General features: G+C 63.5%; 21 protein-coding genes and 1 pseudogene. 13 read left to right on the top strand and 9 right to left on the bottom strand.

Going from position 1 to position 24,141, the window contains the following annotated elements:
• Positions 1 to 86 precede the first annotated feature (86 nt).
• A complete protein-coding gene (locus tag NCR39_RS17565) occupies positions 87 to 941 on the top strand; it encodes a helix-turn-helix domain-containing protein (protein WP_250453344.1) in 855 nt (284 codons plus the stop codon).
• Between the two features lie 18 nt (positions 942 to 959).
• Here NCR39_RS17565 and NCR39_RS17560 read toward each other — a convergent pair whose 3' ends face one another.
• Genes NCR39_RS17560 through NCR39_RS17550 form a run of 3 tightly spaced genes read right to left on the bottom strand, consistent with a single transcriptional unit; the run spans position 960 to position 5,194 of the window.
• Positions 960 to 2,804 (bottom strand): ATP-binding response regulator, encoded by a 1,845-nt coding sequence (locus NCR39_RS17560; protein ID WP_250453343.1) that lies wholly within the window; start codon positions 2,802 to 2,804, stop codon positions 960 to 962.
• A gap of 32 nt (positions 2,805 to 2,836) precedes the next feature.
• Positions 2,837 to 4,474 carry an ATP-binding domain-containing protein gene (locus NCR39_RS17555; protein WP_250453342.1) on the bottom strand — a complete coding sequence of 546 codons (1,638 nt, stop codon included), beginning with the start codon at positions 4,472 to 4,474 and terminating at the stop codon, positions 2,837 to 2,839.
• Between the two features lie 48 nt (positions 4,475 to 4,522).
• Positions 4,523 to 5,194, bottom strand: a complete 672-nt coding sequence (locus NCR39_RS17550) for a glutathione S-transferase (RefSeq protein ID WP_250453341.1) — start codon at positions 5,192 to 5,194, stop codon at positions 4,523 to 4,525.
• Between the two features lie 86 nt (positions 5,195 to 5,280).
• Here NCR39_RS17550 and NCR39_RS17545 point away from each other — a divergent pair, with 86 nt between their 5' ends.
• Complete coding sequence (locus tag NCR39_RS17545; RefSeq protein WP_250453340.1) at positions 5,281 to 5,451, top strand: hypothetical protein; 171 nt, start codon at positions 5,281 to 5,283, stop codon at positions 5,449 to 5,451.
• 49 nt (positions 5,452 to 5,500) lie between these two features.
• Here NCR39_RS17545 and NCR39_RS17540 read toward each other — a convergent pair whose 3' ends face one another.
• From NCR39_RS17540 to NCR39_RS17530, 3 genes are all read right to left on the bottom strand, one after another.
• Entirely contained in the window at positions 5,501 to 5,911 is a 411-nt protein-coding gene (locus NCR39_RS17540) for a response regulator (protein ID WP_250453339.1), read from the bottom strand.
• Between the two features lie 377 nt (positions 5,912 to 6,288).
• On the bottom strand, positions 6,289 to 7,035 hold the full coding sequence (locus tag NCR39_RS17535) for an AraC family transcriptional regulator (protein WP_250453665.1): 747 nt from the start codon (positions 7,033 to 7,035) through the stop codon (positions 6,289 to 6,291).
• Positions 7,036 to 7,310: 275 nt separating this feature from the next.
• Positions 7,311 to 8,054: a response regulator transcription factor gene (locus tag NCR39_RS17530; protein WP_250453338.1), complete on the bottom strand. Its 744-nt coding sequence runs from the start codon at positions 8,052 to 8,054 to the stop codon at positions 7,311 to 7,313.
• Between the two features lie 501 nt (positions 8,055 to 8,555).
• Here NCR39_RS17530 and NCR39_RS17525 point away from each other — a divergent pair.
• The gene (locus NCR39_RS17525) at positions 8,556 to 9,857 is read left to right on the top strand and encodes an MFS transporter (RefSeq protein ID WP_250453337.1); all 1,302 of its coding nucleotides are present in this window, start codon (positions 8,556 to 8,558) and stop codon (positions 9,855 to 9,857) included.
• 160 nt (positions 9,858 to 10,017) lie between these two features.
• Positions 10,018 to 10,185 (top strand): hypothetical protein, encoded by a 168-nt coding sequence (locus tag NCR39_RS17520; protein ID WP_250453336.1) that lies wholly within the window; start codon positions 10,018 to 10,020, stop codon positions 10,183 to 10,185.
• Between the two features lie 75 nt (positions 10,186 to 10,260).
• On the opposite strand, the gene NCR39_RS17515 is transcribed toward NCR39_RS17520, so the two are convergent.
• Positions 10,261 to 10,533 (bottom strand): hypothetical protein, encoded by a 273-nt coding sequence (locus NCR39_RS17515; protein ID WP_040052151.1) that lies wholly within the window; start codon positions 10,531 to 10,533, stop codon positions 10,261 to 10,263.
• Positions 10,534 to 10,642: 109 nt separating this feature from the next.
• Positions 10,643 to 11,475: pseudogene (locus tag NCR39_RS17510) on the bottom strand (helix-turn-helix domain-containing protein).
• A 228-nt stretch (positions 11,476 to 11,703) separates the two neighbouring features.
• Here NCR39_RS17510 and motA point away from each other — a divergent pair.
• Complete coding sequence (motA, locus tag NCR39_RS17505) at positions 11,704 to 12,573, top strand: flagellar motor stator protein MotA (RefSeq protein ID WP_250453334.1); 870 nt, start codon at positions 11,704 to 11,706, stop codon at positions 12,571 to 12,573.
• 30 nt (positions 12,574 to 12,603) lie between these two features.
• Positions 12,604 to 13,587 (top strand): flagellar motor protein MotB, encoded by a 984-nt coding sequence (gene motB, locus NCR39_RS17500; protein ID WP_250453333.1) that lies wholly within the window; start codon positions 12,604 to 12,606, stop codon positions 13,585 to 13,587.
• 7 nt (positions 13,588 to 13,594) lie between these two features.
• On the opposite strand, the gene NCR39_RS17495 is transcribed toward motB, so the two are convergent.
• Positions 13,595 to 14,926, bottom strand: a complete 1,332-nt coding sequence (locus NCR39_RS17495) for an Nramp family divalent metal transporter (protein ID WP_250453332.1) — start codon at positions 14,924 to 14,926, stop codon at positions 13,595 to 13,597.
• Between the two features lie 217 nt (positions 14,927 to 15,143).
• Between NCR39_RS17495 and NCR39_RS17490 the strand changes: the two genes are divergently transcribed.
• From NCR39_RS17490 to NCR39_RS17460, 7 genes are all read left to right on the top strand, one after another.
• A complete protein-coding gene (locus NCR39_RS17490) occupies positions 15,144 to 15,422 on the top strand; it encodes a DUF4148 domain-containing protein (protein ID WP_250453331.1) in 279 nt (92 codons plus the stop codon).
• Positions 15,423 to 15,544: 122 nt separating this feature from the next.
• The gene (locus NCR39_RS17485) at positions 15,545 to 15,811 is read left to right on the top strand and encodes a DUF4148 domain-containing protein (protein ID WP_250453330.1); all 267 of its coding nucleotides are present in this window, start codon (positions 15,545 to 15,547) and stop codon (positions 15,809 to 15,811) included.
• A 222-nt stretch (positions 15,812 to 16,033) separates the two neighbouring features.
• Positions 16,034 to 19,210 carry an efflux RND transporter permease subunit gene (locus tag NCR39_RS17480; protein ID WP_250453329.1) on the top strand — a complete coding sequence of 1,059 codons (3,177 nt, stop codon included), beginning with the start codon at positions 16,034 to 16,036 and terminating at the stop codon, positions 19,208 to 19,210.
• 24 nt (positions 19,211 to 19,234) lie between these two features.
• On the top strand, positions 19,235 to 20,449 hold the full coding sequence (locus tag NCR39_RS17475; RefSeq protein WP_250453328.1) for an efflux RND transporter periplasmic adaptor subunit: 1,215 nt from the start codon (positions 19,235 to 19,237) through the stop codon (positions 20,447 to 20,449).
• Positions 20,446 to 21,915, top strand: coding sequence for an efflux transporter outer membrane subunit (locus NCR39_RS17470; RefSeq protein WP_250453327.1), 1,470 nt, complete (start codon positions 20,446 to 20,448; stop codon positions 21,913 to 21,915). The genes NCR39_RS17475 and NCR39_RS17470 overlap by 4 nt, the downstream gene beginning before the upstream one ends.
• A gap of 18 nt (positions 21,916 to 21,933) precedes the next feature.
• A complete protein-coding gene (locus NCR39_RS17465; protein WP_040052145.1) occupies positions 21,934 to 22,647 on the top strand; it encodes a heavy metal response regulator transcription factor in 714 nt (237 codons plus the stop codon).
• A gap of 95 nt (positions 22,648 to 22,742) precedes the next feature.
• Positions 22,743 to 24,140, top strand: a complete 1,398-nt coding sequence (locus NCR39_RS17460) for a heavy metal sensor histidine kinase (protein ID WP_250453664.1) — start codon at positions 22,743 to 22,745, stop codon at positions 24,138 to 24,140.
• Position 24,141: the final 1 nt, after the last annotated feature.

The raw sequence follows: 24,141 nt of genomic DNA, 5'->3' as shown, positions 1-24,141 counted from the left end.
ATCAGCGTTTACTGCGTATCGGCCGCGTGCGCGCGATGCGCCCCGGCGCCATGCCGCGCCGCCACTTACAGCACCCGCCTGGCAGTATGGTCACTGAAACGTCTTCTTCGGAATCGCTCGCCGTCGCCGAACGCGTGCGCGAGCTTATGAGCCGTCACGGCATCGGCAAGCGGCAGCAAACCGCCGAGTTGTGCCGCATTCTCGATCTCAGCTTTTCGCAGGGGCATCGCAAGCTGCGCGGCAACAGTCCGTGGACGATCGCGCAGATTCGCCGCGTCGCCGATGCCTTCGACGAGCCCGCGCTCAAGCTCTTCGACGCCATCGACACGCGCCCCGACGACACCGAAGGCACGCCGCACGACGCGGTGCTGAAACTCGGATCGGTCGAGATTCCGTGTACCGCGTGGATCGGCAATACGCTCGATGCCGGCACGCGGCCGGATTTCATCGCGCAGAAACTGAACGCCCGCTGGGTCGTCACGCGCCACGAAGGCGTGCTGCTGCAGGAAGCCTGCGACGTCCACAAGATCGAGATCCTGCCGCGCCGCGCGGATACGGAAAAGCCGGTCATCGCGGTCGTCGACGACGATCACGCCTCCGCCGACAATCTGCACGATTATCTGGAAATGACCGGCTTCACGGCGATGGCCTTCTACGGCCTCGACGCGTTCCTCGACGCGCTGCAGTCGCAAGTGTTCGATGCCGTGGTCATCGACTGGCTGTTCGGCGCGCACACGTCCGCGGGCGCGATCCAGGCCGTGCGCGAATCGGACAATCCGGATGCGCCGGTCTTCGTGCTCACGGGCGAGCTGACCACGGGCAAGGCGAGCGAATCGGAGATCAGCCAAATCATTCGCGACTACAACGTCACGTGTTTCGAAAAACCCGCGCGGCTCGGCATTCTGGTCGCGGATCTGTCGAAACGGCTGTTGCGCGCCTGATCGCCTGATCGCCAGCGTTCAAGCCGCGCGCCGCCGCGCCGTCGCCGCGCGATGCACGGCGGCTTTCAGCACTTCGTAGCGCACCGGCTTCAGCAAGTAGTCAAAGAAGAACACCGATGCGCTCGGGTCCACCAGTTCCGGCACATACGCGCTCACCGCGATGATCGGCACGCTCGCGCCCGGCGCGGTGCGCGCGCGATACTCGTTCGCGAACGAATAGCCGTCCTTGCCCGGCATGTGGAGGTCGGCGAGGATCACGTCGGCGTCGTAGGCGCGCAGCCACGCGAGCGCGCTGTCCACGTCCGGCACCGCGATCGCCCAGTAGCCGAGATGCGTCAGCATTTCGGTCAGCGACTCGCGAATCGCTTCGTGATCGTCGATGACGAGCACGCGCGATTTACCCGCGCCGGGCGCATCGGCGTCGTCGTGGCCGGCCTCGGGAATGCGCTCCACCGACGTCGCCGGCAGACTCACGCGAAACGCCGCGCCCTCGCCCACTTCGCTCGCCACTTCGATGCTCCCGCCGAGCAGATCGACGAGCCCGCGCACGACCGCGAGGCCCATTCCGGCGCCGTCGAAACGCCGCGTGCTGGACGAATCCAGCTGCGTGAACTCCTGGAAAATCAGCGGCAGCTGTTCGCGCGCGATGCCCGGCCCGGTATCCGTCACCGTGATGTCGAGGCGCTTGGCCGAGCGCGCGAAATGCACTTCGATGGAACCGGCGTCCGTGTACTTGATCGCGTTGGTGACGAGGTTCGTCACGATCTGCCGCACGCGATGCGGGTCCGACTCCAGCGGCCCGCGCTTGCCGTCGTACTCGCCGCGCAGATGCAGCCCTTTCGCGGTCGCGGCGGGCGCGTTGGCGTCGACGATCGATTCGAGCAGTTCCACCGGATCGAACACCGTCATGCGCAGTTCGAGCTTGCCCGCGCCGAGCCGCGCGTAATCGGTCAGATCGCGCATTTGCGCTTCGAGATGGCGCGCGCCGGTTTCGAGCCGCTGAATGATCTTGCGGTCCGCTTCGCCACGCAGATTCAGCCCGAGCAACTCGATGGACGAAACGATGGCATGCAGCGGCGTGCGCAACTCGTGGCTGATCATGCCGAGAAAAGTGTCCTTCGCGACGCCCGCTTCGCGCGCCGCCCGCGTCGCCTGATGCTCGGCGGCGAGCGCGGCGCGTTGCTGCTCGATGAGCCGCGTGCGGCGATAGCCGTTCAGCAGAAGCAGCGAGGTCGCCGCCGCCGAGAGCATGCCGAGCAGTACGCCGCTATAGATCAGATAGCGGCGCTTCGCGTCGAAATCGCGGACGATCGCCTCGTGCTCGGCGGCATCCATGAGACGGCGCCCGCTCGACAGTTCCGCGACGGCGGGCGCGTTCTGCCGCAACACGCCGATGATGCGCAACGTGCGCTGCCGGTCGCCGCGGAGCCTTTCCACATCGAACTGGATGGAACCGAGCGCCGTGCGCAACTGCCGCACGATCTCGTCTTGACGATTGCGCAGCGCTTCGTGCCCGTCGGGCGTGCGCGCCGATTCCGCTGCGTCGTCGAGCCGTGCGAGCAGCCGCGCGTAGCTGGAGCGCACCGCTTCGGCGTCTTCGTCGATGCCATTGCGCAAGAGCAGCACTTGCGTCTCGAACCGCTCGTACGCAATCTGGAACTGCGCGGCGTCCCAGTACAGCCCTTCGTAAGGCGCGACCACGCGATGCGTCTCGCGCGCGACCAGCCCCGAATACACCATGTAGCCGACCACGCCGAACGGCGGCGCAACGGCGAGCACGAACATCACCGCGTACCACAGGCGGCGAAGCAGCGGGCGCGCACTGGGCGCGCGAAACAGAGAGTCGTTGCGCGTAATGGCCATGTTCGTTCGATACCCGACGCGCGATGCGCGCGCTACCTGAGCGCGTCGATTTCGCGCGCTGCACGCTCCGACGCGACCACGATGAGCTTCATCGTCGCGCGTGTCGCGCCTACGAAGATTTTGCGCGCGGCCTGGTCGTCGAGCGCGTCGAAATCGACTTCGGTGAGCACCACGCACGGCGCGGATTGCCCCTTGAAGCGATATATCGATTCGAGCAGCACGTCACCTTCGCGATACTCCGGGTTGCCAAAGAGATCATAAGTGCCGGTGAACGCGCGCAGCCGATGCGGCCCGAGATGATCCACGGCCGTCAGCGCCGAGCCTTCGCGCCCGCGAAACGACAGCACCGCGATGTCCTGCTTGCGAAAGCCGAGCGAGAGCGCGTGCGTGATGGCACGCTTGGTCGCTTCGATGACTTCCTCGGGATGCCCGTCCTCGTAGGTGGAAATCGTGACGTCGGAGCCGTCGAACGGGCTGCCCGCATCGAGCCGCACACCCGGCCCGACGATCTTGCGGATGAAGCCGAGCAAATCGCGCGGGCTGCGATAGTTCGTGCTTTCGCGCAGGATAGTCCAGCCGGGCAGCGGCACCGGCTCGCGCAGATACAGGTTCTGCATCGGATCTTCGAGCCACCACCACGCGCCGTCCGGATTGAGCAGCCGTTCGAGCGATTCGACCCACGCCGCCTGAAAATCCTGTCCTTCGTCGACGATCAGCACGTCCGTCTTCCAGTGCTCCGGCACCGGCACGGCGGCGAAGCGCTCTTCGAGCGTCGTGAAGACGTTGGGCTGGCTGAAGTCGGGCGGACTGCCGGCATCGCGCGCGACGGCCGCGCTCAGTTGATGATAGTTCGCGATCTTCGCCTCTTTCGGCGCGATCGCGCGGATATGGTCCGCGAGCGGCCGGTTGAAGCACACGTAGAGCACGCTCTTGCCGGCGGCGAGCGCGTCGCGCATCACGCGCACGGCGAGTTGCGTCTTGCCCGCGCCCGCCGTCGCGATCACGCGCAGGCGGAACGGCTCGAATTCGAGCCGGCGCGCCCACGTCGCGAGACCGCCCGACAGCCGCGTGACCAGTGTGTTCGCCGCGCCGACGAGCGCGTTGGTATCGGGCGTGAGCGAGAGTTCATCGGCGAGAAAATGATGGATGCGCGCGGCGGCTTCGAAGCGTGGTTCGTCGGGCGGAAGAATCTCCAGCACGACGCGCGCGAGTTGCGCCTTGCGGCTCGCATCGACGATCCGCCCCGGCGGCACGCCCGCGATTGCCGCGTCTTTCACCGTATAGTCGGGGCAATACAGCAGTTCCTCGATCCGGTACGTCCCCGCGCCGAACGCCGCCGTGAACCGCCGATGCAGATTTTCGAGCGTGCGTGCAAGCTGAATGGCGACGTTGCGTTCCTTCTGCAGATAGACCTTGACGAGTCCCGCGCCGGTTTCGCGCAGGAAGCCGGCCTTCATCTCGATCATCAGCACGCGGCCGGACGGCGCGACCACGACGAAATCCGCCTCGCCGAAAACTGAAAAGCCTTCGTTGATGCGCGTCCAGTGAACGCCGTGATAAACGGTGTAATCCTCGGGCAACTTTTCGAGCAGCGCGAGCGTCTCCAGTTCGCGCGCGGCGGCGCCGGTCGCTTCGAGATTCTTCCAGTCGTCGGGAACGATTCGAGCCATGCGTTACCTTGTGTTGGTCAATGCGCGTGCGCTCATTGTACGCAAGGGTCAATCGGCATAGTCGTATCGGCCGCCACGTTCGAGCGCGCGCTGATACGCGGGCCGCGCGTGAATGCGCTTCAGAAAAGCGCGGATATGCGGCAGGCCGTTCGCGCCCGCGCGCTGGCTGGCGGCTTCGAGCGGGAAGCTCATCTGCACGTCGGCTGCGCTGAACGAATCACCCGCGAACCACGGCGATTTCGCGAGTTCGCCGTCGATATAGCCGAAATGCAGCTTCAGTTGCGGATCGATGAAACTCGACTGCAGCGTTCCCGCGATGCGCTTGGCAATCGGCTTCGCGAAAAACGGCATCTTCGCGCCCGCAATCCGCGACGCGACGAGCTTGAGCAAAAGCGGCGGCATGGCGGAGCCTTCGGCGTAATGCATCCAGTAGTTGTAGCGCACGCGTTCCGGCGACGCGCCATGCGGCGGCGAGAAGCGTCCTTCGCCATAACGGTCCACGAGATATTCGATGATCGCGCCCGACTCCGCGACGGTCAGCGCGCCATCGGTGATGACCGGCGACTTGCCGAGCGGATGCACGGCGCGCAGTTCCGGCGGCGCGAGCATCGTGTGCGGATCGCGCTGATAACGCTTCAGCTCGTATTCGACGCCGAGTTCTTCGAGCATCCACAGCACGCGCTGCGACCGGGAATTGTTGAGGTGATGGACGATGAGCATGGCGTGTGGTCGTATTCGGTACGCATCTTGCAGGCTATCCCCTGCTTCAAGGACATTGCCATTAAGACAAGGAAAAGGAGAACCCGATGACGCTCGTCATTTATCTCGTGGGATGGCTTATTTTCATCGGCGGCGTGTCGTGGGCGCTCGTCGCCATGCACGTCGCGCAACATACGATCGCGATCGTCGCGGTCATTCTGCTCGGTATCGCGGTGATCACGGGCGCCACGCGGGCGCGTAATCGCGACCGTTCATAGAGAGCGGCGCGCCGCGTGCATCGCGGCGCGCGCCTTTTGAAGCCCGGCGTCAGGCGACGACGCGTGCGTTGAGCGCGTCCTGAATCAGCGTGACGAGCGCATCGGGATGCGCGGGCTTCGTCATGAAATGCTGGAATCCTTCGCCGATACTTCGCAATCGATATTCGTCGCCGTCGTGGCCCGTCAGCGCAATGGCGACGGAAGGCGGCAGATTTCCGCGTATTTCGTGGTCGCGCAAATGTTGGATGAGATAGAAACCGTCCATTCCAGGAAGGTCGAGATCGCAGATCACTGCATCGGGGAGCACGCGGATCGCGGTTTCCACGCCGTCTTCGGCGTCGGCCACGGCGATGACCTCGGCTCCTTCATCTTCCAGCAACATCTGCAGTGACGCCCTGCTCTCGGGATCGTCTTCGATGAGTACGATCCGCGCATGCCCCAGTCTTGCTACTTCGTTCATGATTTTGTTTTCAACTGCCAAAAACGGAATTCTCGCGCGCGCGGTCTCCACGGCTCGCCGCTTCGTCCTTGTCTTCGCGTCGCGCTAGGTGCGCTTCCGTTGACAGAAAAACGCAGCGGGAATTCCGAACGCACCGTATCTTTTTGCCGCGCGTGCGCCGGTGCGGAACGTCTCGCGGTATCCGGGCGGCGCCAGCTCGATTGGCCGGTCGCCGTAATCCCAGCAATTCCCCCAACAGCAAATTTCGGACCGGCGAGCGGCCCTTTCGCCGGAATGCCGCGCCATACGGGGCGCGCGATTCCGGCCGATTTTTCCCCGGCCGCACCACCAATGCGCACGACCGTGTAATTCCGGCATGGTCCATCCCTTCTTGCACGTCAGACGTTTGCAAGGCTCGGAACGTCCGCACGCGTCGCCGGCGATTGCAACAGCGCCCGATACTCCGTCGGCGTGATGCCGACCGTCGCCTTGAACTGACGCGTGAACGCGCTGTGATCGGTGTAGCCGCACAGCGCGGCGACGTCCGTCACCTTGTCGTGCGTGACGAGCAGCGCCGTTGCCGCATCGAGGCGCGTTTTCAGCAGCACCTGTCGCGGCGTCAAATGAAAGACCTTGTGAAAATAGCGTTCGAGCTGCGCGATCGACATGTTCGCCATTTTCGCGAGATCGCGCATGTTTAGCGGCTGCACGTAATTTTCCTGGATATGCTGCACGACCGCCGCGAGCCGGCTGTATGCCGGATGCGTTCCCTCGGCCGCCTGCAGGTCGCGCGAAATGCCCGCGAGCCCGACGATCTTCCCTTGCGCGTCGTGAAGCGGCTGCTTGCAGGTCATGCACCAGCCGGGCTCGCGTCCGGGATACAGATGCAGTTCCAGTTGATCGATGAGTTGCACGCCCTGCGCGATGATCGCCTGATCCTGCGCCGTGTAGATGCGCCCGAAGCGGCGCGGAAACACGTCCTCGGCGGTCTTGCCGATGAGCGCGGTCTTGTCGTCCTTGTGGCCGCAACGACGCGCGAGCGTGCGGTTGACCATCGCGTAGCGCGCGTCGCGGTCCTTCACGAAGAAGACGATATCCGGCATCGCATCGAAGACCGGCGCGAGCAGCGCGAAGTGCGAGAGCATGTCGCTCAGCGACGAAGGCGTCGGCGCATCGGCGTGCAGCGCATCGCGCGAAGCGTGTCCGGCAGTAAGGCCCTGCGTGCTCATCGAGCGTTCGCGTTTGGTCGTGTGCGTGATTTTCGCGACGATTATAGGGGCGCTGGAATTGCGTCAATATTGGCGCTGTCCCCACTATTCTTCGGCATGCGACGGTGGAATGGAGAACCGTGGCCTGGCCCAGAAATGAAAAATGCCGTCCTGCGACGGCATTTTTCATGGTGCTGCTCGGCTTCGACGCTTCACGCGGCGATACGCGCACGCTCCGGTTCCGCGCGGTCGTCGCCGGCATCCTCGTTGTCATCGTAGAGATGCAGGAGCCGGTAACCGCTCTTGTACACCGGCTGCAGGCGGAAGTGGTTCACCGGCTCGATTTCCAGCGCGAGGCGCAGACGCGACACGTGACTGTCGATGGTGCGCGTGGTTTCGCGGAACTCGCGGCCCCAGACCATCGCGAAGATGTGATCGCGCGACAGCACGCGGCCGATGTTCGAGAAGAAAAGCTGCGCGAGGCGGAACTGCGTGCCGCTCAGTTGCACCGGACGGCCGCGCACGGTGACGGTCTGCTGGCGCGAATCGAAACGATACGGCCCGATTTCGAGGCACGCGCTCGACGTGGCCGGGAACGCGCGGCGCAGCAACGCTTCGATGCGCGCGCCGAATTCGCCCGGGCGGATGGGGTACACCACGTAGTCGTCCGCGCCCGCCGTCAGCGCACACACGACGTTGTGCTCCGCGCCGTCGGGCGTGGCGAACATGACGGGAACGCGTTCGCCGAAGCTCGAACGCACGGATTTGAGAAGATCGAGACCGCAGAGACCGGACGAATTCCAGTCGAGAATCAGCAGATCGACCGTCGAGCGCGAAAGCGCTTTGGAGAGCATGAGACCGTCGCCAAAGGTCACGACCGTGTGGCCGAGCCGTTTGACGACGTCGCTGATGAGGTTTCGATAACTTGTGTCGGTTTGCAAAACGGCGACGCGCATAGTGTCAAGCCTGATGAGTCTAAGGGACATGGGCCGAACGCCGCCCTGCTGCCGCGGCGTTCCCCGGGCGTCTCGTTACAAAAAGAGACGCCGAATACAGGCACGCATTCTGGTCAGCCGGGCATCCCTTTCCCATCGGATTGATCCGAAATTGTCAACGCATGTCATCACTTGTCACGGCGTGCGTCTCCCGGGCACCACCGCGCAATCGTCCGATTGCGAAAGTTCGTGTAGCGGAGACTTACATCCTGTAACATGCCGCCTTTGGCTCACAATGGCCCAAACCCCGCTTTCGCCGTTTTTACCGAGACGCCGCGAAGGCATGCGCCGCGGCTGCCCGTCGTCACGCGCAGTGCGGTTGGCGGGTGCCGGCTTCGAATCCGCGCCCGAGTCGTTCCCGTTTCGCGCTCACCCGGCGCGTCTGACATCCCGCAGGGCATCGCCTCGTTCCATGCGTCGCTGACGGCACGCGTGGCTTTTCTCATTACGGGTTCTCATTCGATGCAGGCAACACCTTTCGACGGCGCGTCGCACGCCGCCGGCCGCTCGCTCACGCGCGGCGATTACAAGACGCTCACGCTCGCCGCGCTCGGCGGCGCGCTCGAGTTCTACGACTTCATCATTTTCGTGTTCTTCGCGCCGGTCATCGGCCAGCTATTTTTCCCGCCTTCGATTCCCGACTGGCTGCGGCAATTGCAGACCTTCGGCATCTTCGCCGCCGGTTATCTTGCGCGGCCGCTGGGCGGCATCGTCATGGCGCACTTCGGCGACCTGCTCGGCCGCAAGCGCATGTTCACGCTGTCCGTGCTGCTGATGTCGGTGCCGACGCTCCTGATGGGCGGGCTGCCCACGTATGCGTCCATCGGCATGATGGCGCCGGTGCTGTTGCTGCTGTTTCGCGTGATGCAGGGCGCGGCGGTCGGCGGCGAAGTGCCGGGCGCGTGGGTGTTCGTGTCGGAGCACGTGCCGAGCCGTCATATCGGCTATGCATGCGGCACGCTGACGGCCGGCCTCACGGCGGGCATTCTGCTCGGCTCGCTGATCGCGACGGCCATCAACAAGAGCTTCGTTCCCGCCGATGTCGCCGCTTTCGCGTGGCGTCTGCCGTTCCTGCTCGGCGGCGTGTTCGGGCTGTGCTCGGTCTATCTGCGCCGCTGGCTGCATGAAACGCCGGTGTTCGCGGAGTTGCAGAAGCGCAAGTCGCTCGCGGCGGAGATTCCGCTGAAGGCCGTGCTGCGCGACCATGGCCGCGCCGTGATCGTGTCGATGCTGCTGACGTGGATGCTGTCCGCCGCGATCGTCGTCGTGATCCTGATGACGCCGACGCTCCTGCAAAAGCAGTTCGGCATCGCGCCGGCGACCGTGCTCGTCGCGAACTGCGCGGCGACGCTTTGCCTGACCATCGGCTGCGTGCTGGCGGGCGCGATCGCGGGGCGCATCGGCGCGGGCAAGACCATTTTTGTCGGCGGCATCATGCTGGCCGTGTCGTACTACGCGCTCTTCAAGCAGGTCGCAATCGACGCCTCCGTGCTGCTGCCGTGGTACGCGTTCACGGGCTTCACCGTCGGCGTGATCGGCGCGATTCCGTTCGTGATGGTCAAGTCCTTCCCGCCCGCCGTGCGCTTCTCGGGCATTTCGTTCTCGTACAACGTCGCGTATGCGGTGTTCGGTGGACTCACGCCGATCGTCGTCTCGCTGATGATGAAGTCGAGCCCGATGGCGCCTGCGCTGTACGTCGGCGCGTTGTGCGTCGTGGGCGCGCTGACGTCGCTCTTCATCAAGGAAGCGCCGGCTGCGCGATAAGTCTCGCGGCTGAACAATCGATGGCGCGCTCGCGGTTCGGAGCGCGCCATTTTTTTAGGCATGCAGGCACCGGGAACGCCCGTTGCACGCGCTACGGCCGAGCGCGTGAACGCGCGCCTTCGTCCCCGCCTTCGTTCCTTTCCCCGGAGAACACGCCATCATGTCCACCATGCCTCGCTCACCGGAAGAAAACATCGAGCCGGATCCCGACAAGCTGCTCGATCCCGACGCCCCGCCGAATCCCGACGATCCCGACATGCCCGACGGCCCCGATTCCGCCACGCCGATGATCCCCGCCGATCCGCACAACGGCGAGCCGCGCATGTAAGTCACGCGGCACGCGTAAAAAGCAATGCCCGCGCGGTCCGAAACCGCGCGGGCATTATTCGAGCAACGACGCGCGTTACAGGCTCGTCGTCTGCACCGTGCCTGTTTCCAGCGCGCGTTCGATCAGCGCTTCCTGCTGCGCCTTGCGCACCGCGTCCGCGACGAACGTGTCGGGCGCTTCCACTTCCGCCTTGATCGCGCCGATGATGCCGTCGGCCTCGACGATCACGAGCGACTCCGCCGAATCCGCGCGGCTGATGATGACGCGTTGCGGCCCGCCGCCTTCCGCGATGCTGGCGCAGAACTGCATGCGCTCACCGCCGATCACCTGTTCGAATGTTTGAATCATGGCTGCTTTTCCGCGTTGGTTGGACAAATGTCGTCAAGCGCGCGAGCGCGCAACGTTTCTATTATTGATCCGCGCGGCGTCGGCGGGTTCCTTTTTGTAAGGGTGACCGTCAACGGCGCGCGTCGGCGAGTTCGCGCAATGCGGCAGCGGTGGCGTCGTCGGCGGGAAAGAAGGCTTCGATCGCCAGTTCCGACAACGTGATGTCCACGGGCGTGCCGAACACGGTCGTCGTGCTGAAGAACGAAAGCACGCCACGTGCCGTGCGCAAACGCAGCGGCACGATGACCGCATCCGGCTCGCCGTGCCGCTCGTTCGCGGCATGCGGCGGCGCGGGATAAGCCTCGAGTTCCTTCATGAGCGCGGCGAGCGTCGCATCGCCCGACACTTCGACCTGACGCCGCACGCGCGCGAGCAGATGCGCGCGCCATTCGTGCCAATTCTCGATAACGCTCGCGAGTCCCAGCGGATGCATCGACAGCCGCAGCACGTTCACCGGCGGCGCGAGCAGCGACGCATCCGCCGACGCGACCAGCGGCCCGAGCGCGGCATTCGCGGCGATCATCGTCCAGTGCCGGTCGACGGCCAGCGCGGGATACGGCTCGTGTCCTTTCAGCACGAGATCGACGGCGCGGCGCGCTGCATCGAGTTGCGGATCGGCGAGCGCGCGTTCGCGATACAGCGGCGCGTAACCCGCCGCCAAGAAGAGCGTGTTGCGCTCGCGCAGCGGGACGTCGAGTTGCTCGGCCAGGCGAATGAGCATGTCGCGGCTCGGCATCGACCTCCCCGATTCGACGAAGCTCAAATGCCGCGTCGATACATCCGCGATGCCCGCGAGATCGAGCTGGCTCATGCGCCTGCGCTGACGCCATTCGCGCAGCAGCGTGCCGACGGTGGCGGGCGCGGGCCGCGTCGTGGGCTCAAAGAGTGTGTCCATGCGCCGATATTAGATGAAGCGCGCACGTGTCATCCATTACCTCACGCGTCATGCGCCACGTAACATTTACCGCGTCATAAAGCCCTTCGAAATGTTTGCGCAAACGCCCCTAAATCTTCCCGTGTACCGCGCCGTTAAAAAGCCCAGCATCATTGCAGACAATGCTTGGCGAGCCGTGCGTGATTCGTCGATCGAGCGCGCACGGCTCGCCTAGCCCGGACATTTGCGGAGAAATCATGTTTGTCGTTATTGGATGGGTTCTGGTCATCGGCTCGGTGATCGGGAGTTTCATCGGCGTCGGGGGCCACCTTGCCGCGCTCGTTCAGCCGTTCGAATTGCTGTGTATCTTCGGCGCGGCGATCGGCGCATTCGTCGTATCGAACCCGACTGCCACGCTCAAGAAAACGCTTCAGGCGCTGCCCAAGGTGTTCAAGGGTGGCGGCTATACCAAAGAGAAATATCTCTCGCTGATCGCGCTGCTCTATGAGCTGCTGCAAAAGGCGCGCAAGGAAGGAATGATGGCGCTCGAAGCCGATGTCGATGCGCCCGAAGCCAGCCCGCTCTTTCAGAAGTACGAACACGTGATGGCCGATCATCACCTGCTCGACTTCATCGTCGATTATCTGCGCATGATGTCCGCGGGCAACGTGAATGCGCTGGAATTGCAGGACCTGATGGACGAAGAGCTCGAAACGCATCACGCGGAAAGCTCCGTCGCGGCCAACGCGATTCAGAAGATGGCCGATGGCCTGCCCGCATTCGGCATCGTCGCGGCGGTGATGGGCGTCGTGCATACGATGGGTTCCGTGGGCGCCGCGCCCGCCGTGCTCGGCGAGATGATCGCGGGCGCGCTCGTCGGCACGTTCCTCGGCATTCTGCTCGCATATGGCTTCATCGGACCGCTCGCGGACCTGCTCAACGCGAAGGGCGCGGCCGAAGCCAAGCCGTTCCAGTGCGTGAAGTCGGTGCTGCTCGCGTCGATGAACGGTTATGCGCCGACCGTGGCCGTCGAATTCGGCCGCAAGGTGCTGTTCACCGCGGATCGTCCGAGCTTCCAGGAACTCGACGACGCCGTGCGCGCCACCAAGATGCCGAAGTCGGCCTGACGAACGCGTTGATCGAAAGGAATAGCGCTCATGGCTGAAAGACCTTCACGCGACCCGTTGCAATCGGTGCTCGCGCCCACCGTCGTCGTGCGCCGCAAGAAGAAAGGCGGCGGCCACGGCGGGCATCATGGCGGTGCATGGAAGATCGCCTACGCCGACTTCGTCACCGCGATGATGGCCTTCTTCCTTCTGATGTGGCTGCTCGGCTCCACGTCGAAGTACGACAAGGAAGGCATCGAGCAATACTTCAACACGCCGCTCTCCGCGCTCTTCGGCAACGAAGGCGGCGCGTCGTCGCATACGAGCATCATCAACGGCGGCGGCAAGGACTTGTCGAGCTCGCGTCCGGGCGAAGCCAGCAAGAGCCAGACGCAGCCCGTGCCGCCTTCGGTGGCGCGCGCGTCCGTCGCGGCAGAAGACCTGCAACGCTTGCAGCAGTTGAAGCAGAAGCTGACCGCGCTCATCGAGAACACGCCTGCGCTGCGTGCGTTCAAGGACCAGATCCGCATTGCGATCACGAGCGAAGGCTTGCGTATCGAGATCGTCGATTCGCTCAAGCGGCCGATGTTCGCATCGGGCAGTTCGAAGCTCGAAAGCTATGTGACGACGATCCTCTCGAACATCGGCGCATCGCTCAACGACGTGGACAATCGCGTGTCGATTGCAGGCCATACCGACGCCGTGCCGTATTCAGGCAGTCAGGCCGGCTATTCGAACTGGGAGCTGTCGAGCGAGCGCGCGAACGCGGCGCGCCGCGCGCTGGTCACGGGCGGCATGAAGGAAAGCAAGGTGCTGCAGGTACGCGGTCTCGCCGACGTGCTGCCGCTCAACAAGAACGTCATCGACGAGCCGACGAATCGCCGCATCAGCATTCTCGTGCTGAACAAGGCCGCCGAACTCGCGTTCTTCCGCGATGGCGGACGCACCACGGCGGACCAGGCCTTGCCCGCCGATACCGCGATTCCCGCTGCAGTCGCGGCGAAATCGAACCTTGCGGTGGGCGTGGTCAAGTAAGCAGCGCTTACGCGAACCACTCCATCGCGGTCTGCACGACGAGCCACGCGTTCGCCGCGCTGATCACGATGAACAGCAGCCACGCGAGCGCCTTCGTATGCAAGGCGTTCGCGAAGCGGCCCATCAACCCGCGATCGCTCGTCATGCGAATCAGCGGATAAAGCGCGAACGGCAGCTGCAAACTCAGCACGACCTGACTCGCGACCAGCAGCTTGCCCACCGCGCCGTTTCCCATCAGATACACGCCGATCACCGCCGGCACCAGCGCGAGCGCGCGCGTGATCAAGCGCCGCTGATAGCACGGAATCTTCAGGCGCAAGAAGCCTTCCATGATGACCTGCCCCGCAATGGTGCCGGTGAAGGTCGAGCTTTGCCCCGAAGCGAAGAGCGTCACCGCGAAGAGAATCGCGGCGAGCCCGGTACCGACAATCGGCGCGAGCAGCTTGTAGGCATCCTCGATTTCGGTGACTTGCGTATGCCCCGTCGCATGAAACGCGGAGGCCGCGAGAATCAGAATGGCCGCGTTGATCAGGAGCGCGAGCAGAAGCGACACGATGGTATCGAGCCGCGAGAGCTTGATCGCGGATGCAAGGCTCTTTTCATCGCGATTGACGACGCGCGTCTGCACGATCGACGAATGCAGATACAGGTTATGCGGCATGACGGTGGCGCCGAGAATGCCGATGGCGAGATAAAGCGGCTCGCGATTCGACAGCATGTCGATGGACGGCACGAGCCCCGCCGCGACCGCGGGCCAATGCGGCTTCACCAGCGCGAGTTCCACCACATATCCCACGCCGATAGTCGCGATCAGCCCGAGCATGATTGCTTCGAGATCGCGGAAATTCTTGCCCTTCAGCCCGAGCACGATGAGCGTGTCGAATGCGGTGAAGACCACGCCCCACATGAGCGAACAGCCGAACAGCAAGTGAAACGCGAGCGCGCCGCCGAGCACTTCGGCCAGATCGCACGCGATGATCGACAACTCCGCGAGCATCCATTGCGCATTCGCGATGGGCTTCGAGTAACGTTCGCGCGAAAGCTGCGCGAGGTCGCGGCCCGTGACGATGCCCAAGCGCATCGACAGGCATTGCAGCACCATCGCCGCGAGGCTCGACAAAAGGACGACGAACAACAAGCCATAGCCGTATCGCGAGCCGGCTTCGATATCCGTCGCCCAGTTGCCCGGGTCCATGTAGCCGATGGAGATGAGCAGGCCCGGCCCCGCGAATTGCAGCAGCTTCTTCCAGAGCGGCGCACCCGGCGCGACGATGACGGAGCCTTTGACTTCGGACGGGCAGAACGGCGCGGTCGCCGTGGTCGGCAATTTGAACGGCAATTGATGGGTTCCGGTGTCGATGTGAAGCGCGGCGCAAGGCCCGATGAGCAGGCGAGTCTATCACCGGCTGCGCGGTCTTTCAGACGCGTGCCCGGCCATTCATCTGACCGACGCGCCATCTGGATGCCAGCATCTCGTCACCGTCCGACCAATAGAATTCACACATGATCCTGGCGCGCATGCCGCGATCGCCCATCACTTGCATGAGGAGTCCGCCATGAAGCTAGTCACGCGCATTGCCATCGCCGCACTCGTCGCTTCGCCGCTCGCCGCCGTCGCCCAGGAAGGGCTCACGCGCGCGCAGGTCAAGGAAGAGTTGAAACAAGTCGAACAGGCCGGCTACAACCCATCCGAGCGCGACGCGTTCTATCCCAACAACATCCAGGCCGCAGAAGAAAAGATCCACTCGGGAAGCGCATATGGCGCATCGTCGGATGGCACCTCGGCATCGGGCCGCACGATGTCGACCACGCCTCCGGGACAGACGCCGGAGTAACTCGATCGCACGTTTGCAGGCGAACCTCATGGCGCGTGCCTAGAATGAAGAAGGCCGCGCGCGAATGCCGTGGCCGCGCACCGTAGTCGCGTTTCTTCATCACTTCGTATGAGGAGTTCGCCATGAAGCCAGTCACGCGCATCGCCGCCGCCGTTCTTGCGCTGTCGCCTGTTATCGCAGCAGCGCAAACCAGCGGTCTCACGCGTCAGCAAGTCGTCGACGATCTCGTTCGCGCGGAACGCGCCGGCTACTATCCCGGCGTGGACGACCAGCGTTATCCCGGCAGTTTCCTCGATATCAAGGAAGGCATCTATACCGGCGCGAGCGTCTATCGTTCGGCCCGGCCTCGCAACGTCCCCGCCAATACGGACGGTTCATCCGCGAACTGAATCGTCGCATCGGGCGATCGCGTCGATGCGATCGCTCACGTCTCTTCCTTTTTTCTTTCAAACGCCCTTATATGACGAAACCGCCATTTTCACGTCATATTGTCGTTGGGGCGCGGCCACTACCATAGCGTCACCGAACACGATTGCCGCATCGCGTTCATCGATCATCGCGCGCCGCTCAACCATCGCCGCGCCCTTCCCTCGCATTTTCCGAACGACTCAATGTGGATCGTCAACGTTGCGCTCAAGCGGCCCTACACGTTCATCGTGATGGCCATCATGATCCTGCTGGCCACGCCCTTCGTCCTGTTGACGACGCCAGTGGACGTCCTGCCTGAAATCGATATTCCCGTCGTCAGCATCATCTGGAATTACACGGGCCTCTCTGCCGAGGACATTGCCAATCGCATCACGTCCGTCAACGAGCGCAGCCTCACGACGACGGTCAATAACATCGAGCATATCGAGTCGCAGTCGCTGCCCGGCATCGCGATCATCAAGCTGTTCCTGCAACCCACCGCGAACATACAGACGGCGATTGCGCAGACCGTGGCCGTCGAACAGGCGCAATTGCGGCAGATGCCGCCGGGCGCGACGCCGCCGCTCGTCATCAGTTATTCGGCTTCCAGCATTCCGGTGATTCAGCTCGGGCTTTCGAGTCCGAAGCAGTCGGAGCAGGACCTGAACGATACGGCGCTCAACTTCCTGCGCCCGCAACTCGTGACCATTCCGGGCGCGGCGGTGCCTTATCCATACGGCGGCAAGACGCGGCTCATTTCCGTCGATCTCGACACGCGCGCGCTGCTCGCCAAAGGTCTCACGCCCACCGATGTCGTCAGCGCGGTGAATGCGCAAAACCTCATTCTTCCGACGGGCACCGCGAAGATAGGCCCGAAGGAATACACGATCAACATGAACGGGTCGCCGACGACCGTCGCGGGCCTCAACGACATTCCGGTGCGCACGGTGAACGGCGCGACCACGTATCTGCGCGAAGTGGCGCACGTGCGCGACGGCTTCTCGCCGCAGACGAACATCGTTCGGCAGGACGGAAGGCGCGGCGTGCTCATCTCCGTGTTGAAGAACGGCAACGCGTCGACGCTCTCCATCGTCAATACGTTGCAGGACCTCTTGCCGCAAGCGCGCGCTTCGTTGCCGCAAGACCTCAAGATCACGGCGCTCTTCGATCAATCCGTGTTCGTCAAGGCCGCCGTGCAGGGCGTGGTTCGCGAAGCGCTGATCGCAGCGGCCCTCACTGCCGCGATGATCCTCCTCTTTCTCGGCAACTGGCGCAGCACGTGCATCATCGCGATATCGATACCGCTCTCGATTCTCTCGTCGCTGCTTGCGCTGCACGCGCTCGGGCAGACCATCAACATCATGACGCTCGGCGGTCTCGCGCTCGCGGTCGGCATTCTGGTGGATGATGCGACCGTGACCATCGAGAACATCGAACGTCACCTTCATCTCGGCACCGATCTTCACGATGCCATTCTCGAAGGCGCAGGCGAAATCGCGGTGCCGGCGCTCGTGTCCACGCTGTGCATCTGCATCGTCTTCGTGCCGATGTTCTTTCTCACCGGCGTCGCGCGCTGTCTGTTCGTGCCGCTCGCGGAGGCCGTCGTCTTCGCGATGATCGCGTCGTACATCCTGTCGCGCACGCTGGTGCCGACGCTCGCGATGCTGCTGATGGGCCACGCGCACGCACCCGATGCGAACAAGAAACCGAATCTCTTCGCGCGGCTATACCGGCGTTTCGATCACGGCTTCGAGCGCATGCGTGGCGCGTATATCGTGATCCTGAGCAGCCTGCTCGTGCGGCGGCGACTCTTCGCCACGCTGTTTCTGGGCTTCTGCGTGGTGTCGGCGGGACTCGTCTTCCTGCTCGGCGAGGACTTCTTTCCGACTGTCGATGCCGGCGATATCCGCATGCACATGCGTGCGCCAACGGGCACGCGCATCGAGGAAACGGCGCGTCTCGCGGATGAAGTCGAGAAGGTCGTGCGTCAGGTCGTGCCGCAAGACGAACTCGCGACCATCCTCGATAACCTCGGCCTGCCTTATAGCGGCATCAATCTTTCGTACAGCAATGCGGGCACCATCGGCACGCTCGACGGCGAGATACAGGTCGCGCTCAAGCCCGATCATGCGCCGACGCAAAACTACATCGATACGTTGCGCAACCTGCTGCCGCGCCGCTTTCCCGGCGTCGAATTCTTCTTTCAGCCCGCCGATATCGTCACGCAGATCTTGAACTTCGGGCTGCCCGCGGCCATCGACGTGCAGATACAAGGGCAAAACCAGCAAGCGAACTTTCAGGTCGCGAGCAAGCTGATGAAGCAGATACGCATGATTCCCGGCAACGTGGATACGCACATCCAGCAGAAGCTCGACGAGCCGACGCTCAATCTGCAAATGGATCGCACGCGTCTCCAACAGCTCAATCTGTCCGCAAGCAACGTCGCGCAGAACGTGCTCATTTCGTTGTCCGGCAGCTCGCAGACATCGCCGGGCTTCTGGTTCAATCCGCGCAATGGCGTCGAATACAACCTTGCCGTGCAGACGCCGCAGTATCAGGTGTCGTCGATCGACGAACTGATGCGCACGCCCGTGTCCGCATCGGCGAGCGGGCCCACGCAACTGCTCGGCAATCTCGTGCGCCTTGCACCGCAGAGCGAATTCGCCGTGGTCACGCACTACAACATCCGACCGGTCATCGATCTCTTCGTGAGCGTCGAAGGCCGCGATCTCGGCAGCGTCGCGCGGCAGGTGAATCATCTCGTCGATGAAGCGCGCCGCGCGTTGCCGCGCGGAAGCCAGATCGCCGTGCGCGGACAAGTGGAAACCATGCGCACGTCGTTCTTCGGCCTGGGCGTGGGTGTCGCGATGGCGATCGTGCTCGTGTATCTGCTGATCGTCGTGAACTTTCAGTCGTGGATCGATCCGCTCATCATCGTGAGCGCGCTGCCTGCCGCGCTCGCGGGCATCGTATGGATGCTGTTCCTGACGGGCACGCATCTCTCCGTGCCCGCGCTCACCGGCGCGATCATGACGATGGGCGTCGCCACTGCGAACAGCATTCTGATGGTCTCGTTCGCGCGCCAGCGTCTCACGGCAGGCGCGCCGCCGCTCACCGCCGCGCTCGAAGCAGGCGCGAGCCGCATCCGTCCCGTGTTGATGACCGCGTTCGCGATGATCATCGGCATGATCCCGATGGCGCTCGGCCTCGGCGAAGGCGCGGAGCAGAACGCGCCGCTCGGACGCGCGGTCATCGGCGGACTGTTGTTCGCAACCGTATCGACGCTCTTCTTCGTGCCGCTCGTGTTCGCGGGCATTCATTCGCGCCTCGCACGCAAGGCGCGGCGCAAAGAAGAAGCGCAGCACAGCGATCCAAGCTAAACCGTCTCACGTCCGAAGCCGAACATGACAGAAAAGAATCACGCCTCGCTGGCCATTCCCGCGCGCGATCCCAACGAAGGCCACGCGCTTCCACCGCGCAACGTCGAATGGAAACGCGCGAAGATCGCGATCGTCATCGTGCTCGCGCTGCTCGCCATCGGCGCGGCGCGCACGGTCGTGACCGATATCGTGCATGGCCGCTCCGTCGCGACGCGCACGCAGCAGAACGCGCAACAGTACGTGAACGTGGTCGTGCCATCGCAGACCGACGGTGCCGGTGAAACCACGCTGCCGGGCACGTTGCGCGGCTTCGTCGAATCGCCCATTTATGCACGCGCGACGGGTTATCTGCTGCACTGGTATGTCGATATCGGCGCACGCGTGAAGCAAGGCCAGTTGCTCGCCGATCTCGATACGCCCGAGATCGATCAGGAACTCGCGCAAGCCGTCGCGCAACGCGATCAGACCGCATCGAGCCTCGTGCTTGCAAAGAGCTCGCTGCAACGCTGGCAGCAGTTGCGTCAGCGCGATGCCGTCTCGCAGCAGGAACTCGATGAACGGCAAAGCACGTATAACCAGGACGTGGCGAATCTCGCCGCCGCCGATGCCAACGTGAAGCGTCTGCGTCAGCTCGAATCGTTCAAGCGCATCGTCGCGCCGTTCGCGGGCGTGGTCACGCAACGCAATGTCGATGTCGGCGATCTCATCGATGCGGGCAGCGGCGCGAGCCGCGCGCTCTTCGCGCTTGCGCAGTCCGATCCGTTGCGCGTCTATGTGCAACTGCCGCAGGCGTATGCGCAGAACGTATCGGTCGGACAGCAGGTCGTCGTCACGCAAGCCGAACTATCGGGCCAGCAATTCCACGGCAAGATCACGCACATCTCCGGCGCGATCGATGTTCCCACGCGCTCGCTGCAGATCGAAGTCACGCTGCCCAATCCCGATGGACGTCTGCGGCCCGGCGCGTATGTGCAGGTCGCGGTGCCGTCCACGGCGCATGCGCGTTTGCTCGTGCCGGGCAACGCGTTGCTGTTCCGTTCCGAAGGTCCGCGTCTCGCCGTCGTCGATGCAAACGGCCACGTGCATCTGCGCAAGATCGTGATTGCGCAGGACCTCGGGCAGTCGCTCGAAATCGAAAGCGGTATCGAGCAGAACGACAAGATCATCATCAACCCGAGCGATTCCATCGCGGACGGCGATCATGTCGTGATCGCACCGGAAAAGAAGGCGGCGTCATGAAAGCGGCTGTCTTCATCCTCTTGTCGTCGATGCTCGCGGCCTGCACCGTCGGTCCCGATTACAAGCGGCCTCTTGCCGACACGCCGCCCACATGGAAGACGGATTCGTACTGGCGCGTGGGCGAGCCTTCGCATGCCCCGCTTGCACTCGACTGGTGGCGCAGCTTCAATGACGACACGCTCGATACGCTCGAAACGCAAGCGCTCGCACAGAACCAGACGCTTGCAGCCGCGAGCGCGCATTACGAACAGGCACGCGCGACGCTCGCGCAGACTTCATCGCTCGCGGTGCCTGAAGTCGATCTGGGCGCGCAGGCATCGCGCTCGCGCATATCGAAGAATCGGCCGGCGAATAGCTATACGACGCTGAACATGTCCACGGTGCAGAACGACTTGAAGCTCGCGCCGACCATCGATTACGACATCGATCTCTTCGGGCGCATTCGTCGCGAAGTGGAAAGCGCGCAGGCATCGGCGGATCAGTCGCGCGACGATCTCGCCAACGCGCGGCTCGTGCTGACCACGGACCTTGCAAGCGATTACTTCTCGATGCGCGAACTCGATGCGGAGATCGACGTATTGAATCGCTCGGTGGACCTTCAGAAGAAAGCGCTCGACTATGTGACGACGCAGCATGATCTCGGCGCGGTATCCGGCCTCGACGTGCTGCAACAGCAATCGCAACTCGATTCCACACGCGTGCAGGCGCAATTGCTCGTCAATCAGCGCGCGCAATTCGAGCATGCGATCGCGGCGCTCGTCGGCACGCCTGCGCCGCAGTTTTCGCTTGCGCCCGTGGCCGACGACCACCCTATTCCTTCGATCCCGCTCGGTTTGCCGAGCGACGTGCTGCAACGCAGGCCCGATGTCGCATCCGCAGAACGCGCGATGGCCGCGGCGAACGCGCAGATCGGCGTCGCGAAGGCCGCGTTCTTTCCGAGCCTCACGCTCAACGGCACGATCGGCTGGGAAAGCACGGCCTTGGCGAGTCTCGTCTCCGCGCCTAGTCTCTTATGGACGATCGGCACGATGGCGAGCCAGGTCGTCTTCGATGGCGGCCGCCGTTCCGCAGCGGTGACGTTCGCAAGCGAGGGCTATCGCGCGACCGAAGCGAACTATCGTCAGACCGTGCTCAACGCATTCGAGCAAGTGCAGGACGGTATCGTCGGATTGTCGGTGCTCGATGGCGCAGCGAAGCAGTCGCATGCCGCTGTCGTCGATGCGCAGCGTCTTCTTTCGCTCGCGAACGATCGTTATTCGGGCGGTCTCGTGGCGTATCTCGACGTCATCACCGCGCAGCAGCAACTGCTCACGAGCGAGCGCCAGGACGTGCAGATACGCGGGCAACAGCATACGGTTTCGGTTGCGCTCGTGAAGGCGCTCGGCGGAGGATGGAACGTCGATGATGCGGCGAGCACGGCAGGCTCGTATAGTGTCGGAAGTAGTCATGTTGAAAGCACAAATTAAACACGCACAGGTGCAGGCATGAAAGTCCTGATAGTGGAAGACGAACACAAGGTGGTGGACTATCTGCGCTCGGGTCTGACCGAGCAAGGATGGGTCGTCGATATCGCGATGGACGGCGAAGAAGGCACGCATCTCGCCATCGAATACGACTACGACGTGATCGTGCTCGACGTCATGCTGCCGCGCCGCGATGGCTTCGCCGTGCTCAAGGCGCTGCGTCTGCAGAAATCGACGCCGGTCATCATGCTCACGGCACGCGATCACATCAACGATCGCGTGCGCGGACTGCGCGAAGGCGCGGACGACTATCTCACGAAGCCTTTCTCCTTTCTCGAACTCGTCGAACGATTGCACGCGCTTGCACGCAGAACGCGCGCGCAGGAATCCACGCTCATTTCGGTCGGCGATTTATATGTCGATCTGATCGGGCGACGCGCCACGCGCGATGGCGTGAGGCTCGATCTCACCGCGAAAGAGTTTCAGCTATTGAGCGTGCTCGCGCGCCGTCATGGCGACATTCTCTCGAAGACCGCGATTACCGAACTCGTCTGGGAAGTCGATTTCGAAAGCCATACGAATGTGGTCGAAACCGCGATCAAACGCCTTCGCGCGAAACTCGACGGCCCGTTCCGCACGAAACTGCTGCACACCGTACGCGGCATGGGCTATGTGCTCGAAGTGCGCGAGCCGCGTGACATGCGCGAAACGAGAGAAGACGCGAGGCCATCATGAACGTGCCGTGGGCGGCATTGCGCGAAGGTCCGCGCTCGCAGTCATCGCAAGGCTCGCAACGTTCGCAGCGTTCCATCGCGCGGCGGCTCGCGGTCATGTTCGCGCTCGTCGCGTTGTTCGTGTTTTCGCTCGTCGGCTCGGGGCTTTTTCTCGTGCTGCGCGTGCAGCTCGAACAGCATTTACGCGATTCGCTCGATAACCGCGCGGAGATTGCGCGGCTCATCGTTTCGCATGCGTCCAATCCGGACAAGTGGAAGATGGCGAAGGAAAAGCTCGCGGACATCACGCCGCGCGACGGCTCCACGCTCTTCGCGGTCACGAGCAACGATGACCGCTTCAGCTATGGATTGCCGCCCGCCGGCCACGTCGTGAAGGAAGTGCTCGGCGGCTATGTGCGCTTCAGGCCCGAGGACCGCGCCTATGACATGCTGATGACCACGCTCACCATTCCGCCCTACGCGGACCGCCCGCCGCTTCAGTTGTTCGTCGCCGTCGATTGCTCGCCGAACGTCCGCACGATGCGCGTCTTCGGCGTGGCGCTTGCGGCGTTGCTTGCGCTTGCCACGGTGACGGTGCTGCTACTGAGTTATTCGGTGGCGCGCCTCGGGCTTGCGCCGCTCACGCGGCTCACGCGCGATGCGCAGAACGTGCGGCCCAACAATCGATCGCAACGGCTCGATACACGTTCGTTGCCCTTCGAACTCGAAGACCTCGCGAAGTCGTTCAACGGCGCGCTGGAGCGGCTCGATCATGCGTATGGACGCCTCGAATCGTTCAATGCGGATGTCGCGCATGAACTGCGCACGCCGGTCACCATTCTCATCGGTCAAACCGAAGTGGCGTTGACGCGCGATCGTTCCATCGAAGAATTGCGTCACACGTTGCAGTCCAATCTCGAAGAGTTCGAGCGCGTGCGCGCGATCATCAACGACATGCTGTTTCTCGCGCGCGCCGATCAGGGCGAACGCGCGACGGGACTCGTCGAAGTATCGCTGGCGGGCGAAGTGCATCGCACGCTGGAATTCCTGGAGATTCCGCTGGAAGATGCGCAGGTGCGCGCCGTATCGAATGGCGATGCACGCGCGTTCGTCAACACGTCGCTGTTCGGCCGCGCGCTGTCGAATCTCGTGATGAACGCGATTCAGCATTGCACGCCGGGCGCCACGATACATGTGTCGATCACGCGCGAACATGGACGCGTTCGCGTGGCCGTCGCGAATCCGGGCGAGCCGATTGCGCCGCATATCATGGAGCATCTCTTCGATCGCTTCTATCGCGCGGAAAGCTCGCGCACGAATAGCCGCGAGAATCATGGGTTGGGACTCGCCATCGTGAAGGCGGTGGCGGAGATGCATCGCGGCACGGTAGCCGCGACGAGCGCGAACGGTATCAACACGTTCTCGTTTTCCATTGCACGCTTCGGCAACGAGCATCGACCCGTCGATGCCGTGCCTGTTGCGGGCGTGCCGCATAAGCGCGAAGCAAGCGCGTGAT

This window comes from Caballeronia sp. ATUFL_M2_KS44, from assembly GCF_023630965.1.
GTDB lineage: Bacteria > Pseudomonadota > Gammaproteobacteria > Burkholderiales > Burkholderiaceae > Caballeronia > Caballeronia concitans.
Note: the sequence above shows the minus strand (reverse complement) of the source record. Positions and strands in the feature narration are given on the sequence as shown.

What these genes read in the sequence shown, in the direction of transcription:
- NCR39_RS17565 (WP_250453344.1), top strand. Translation starts at nt 87, where the DNA reads ATGGTCACTGAAACGTCTTCTTCGGAATCGCTCGCCGTCGCCGAACGC.
- NCR39_RS17560 (WP_250453343.1), bottom strand. Translation starts at nt 2,804, where the DNA reads ATGGCCATTACGCGCAACGACTCTCTGTTTCGCGCGCCCAGTGCGCGC.
- NCR39_RS17555 (WP_250453342.1), bottom strand. Translation starts at nt 4,474, where the DNA reads ATGGCTCGAATCGTTCCCGACGACTGGAAGAATCTCGAAGCGACCGGC.
- NCR39_RS17550 (WP_250453341.1), bottom strand. Translation starts at nt 5,194, where the DNA reads ATGCTCATCGTCCATCACCTCAACAATTCCCGGTCGCAGCGCGTGCTG.
- NCR39_RS17545 (WP_250453340.1), top strand. Translation starts at nt 5,281, where the DNA reads ATGACGCTCGTCATTTATCTCGTGGGATGGCTTATTTTCATCGGCGGC.
- NCR39_RS17540 (WP_250453339.1), bottom strand. Translation starts at nt 5,911, where the DNA reads ATGAACGAAGTAGCAAGACTGGGGCATGCGCGGATCGTACTCATCGAA.
- NCR39_RS17535 (WP_250453665.1), bottom strand. Translation starts at nt 7,035, where the DNA reads ATGCTCTCGCACTTCGCGCTGCTCGCGCCGGTCTTCGATGCGATGCCG.
- NCR39_RS17530 (WP_250453338.1), bottom strand. Translation starts at nt 8,054, where the DNA reads ATGCGCGTCGCCGTTTTGCAAACCGACACAAGTTATCGAAACCTCATC.
- NCR39_RS17525 (WP_250453337.1), top strand. Translation starts at nt 8,556, where the DNA reads ATGCAGGCAACACCTTTCGACGGCGCGTCGCACGCCGCCGGCCGCTCG.
- NCR39_RS17520 (WP_250453336.1), top strand. Translation starts at nt 10,018, where the DNA reads ATGTCCACCATGCCTCGCTCACCGGAAGAAAACATCGAGCCGGATCCC.
- NCR39_RS17515 (WP_040052151.1), bottom strand. Translation starts at nt 10,533, where the DNA reads ATGATTCAAACATTCGAACAGGTGATCGGCGGTGAGCGCATGCAGTTC.
- motA (WP_250453334.1), top strand. Translation starts at nt 11,704, where the DNA reads ATGTTTGTCGTTATTGGATGGGTTCTGGTCATCGGCTCGGTGATCGGG.
- motB (WP_250453333.1), top strand. Translation starts at nt 12,604, where the DNA reads ATGGCTGAAAGACCTTCACGCGACCCGTTGCAATCGGTGCTCGCGCCC.
- NCR39_RS17490 (WP_250453331.1), top strand. Translation starts at nt 15,144, where the DNA reads ATGAAGCTAGTCACGCGCATTGCCATCGCCGCACTCGTCGCTTCGCCG.
- NCR39_RS17485 (WP_250453330.1), top strand. Translation starts at nt 15,545, where the DNA reads ATGAAGCCAGTCACGCGCATCGCCGCCGCCGTTCTTGCGCTGTCGCCT.
- NCR39_RS17480 (WP_250453329.1), top strand. Translation starts at nt 16,034, where the DNA reads ATGTGGATCGTCAACGTTGCGCTCAAGCGGCCCTACACGTTCATCGTG.
- NCR39_RS17475 (WP_250453328.1), top strand. Translation starts at nt 19,235, where the DNA reads ATGACAGAAAAGAATCACGCCTCGCTGGCCATTCCCGCGCGCGATCCC.
- NCR39_RS17470 (WP_250453327.1), top strand. Translation starts at nt 20,446, where the DNA reads ATGAAAGCGGCTGTCTTCATCCTCTTGTCGTCGATGCTCGCGGCCTGC.
- NCR39_RS17465 (WP_040052145.1), top strand. Translation starts at nt 21,934, where the DNA reads ATGAAAGTCCTGATAGTGGAAGACGAACACAAGGTGGTGGACTATCTG.
- NCR39_RS17460 (WP_250453664.1), top strand. Translation starts at nt 22,743, where the DNA reads ATGTTCGCGCTCGTCGCGTTGTTCGTGTTTTCGCTCGTCGGCTCGGGG.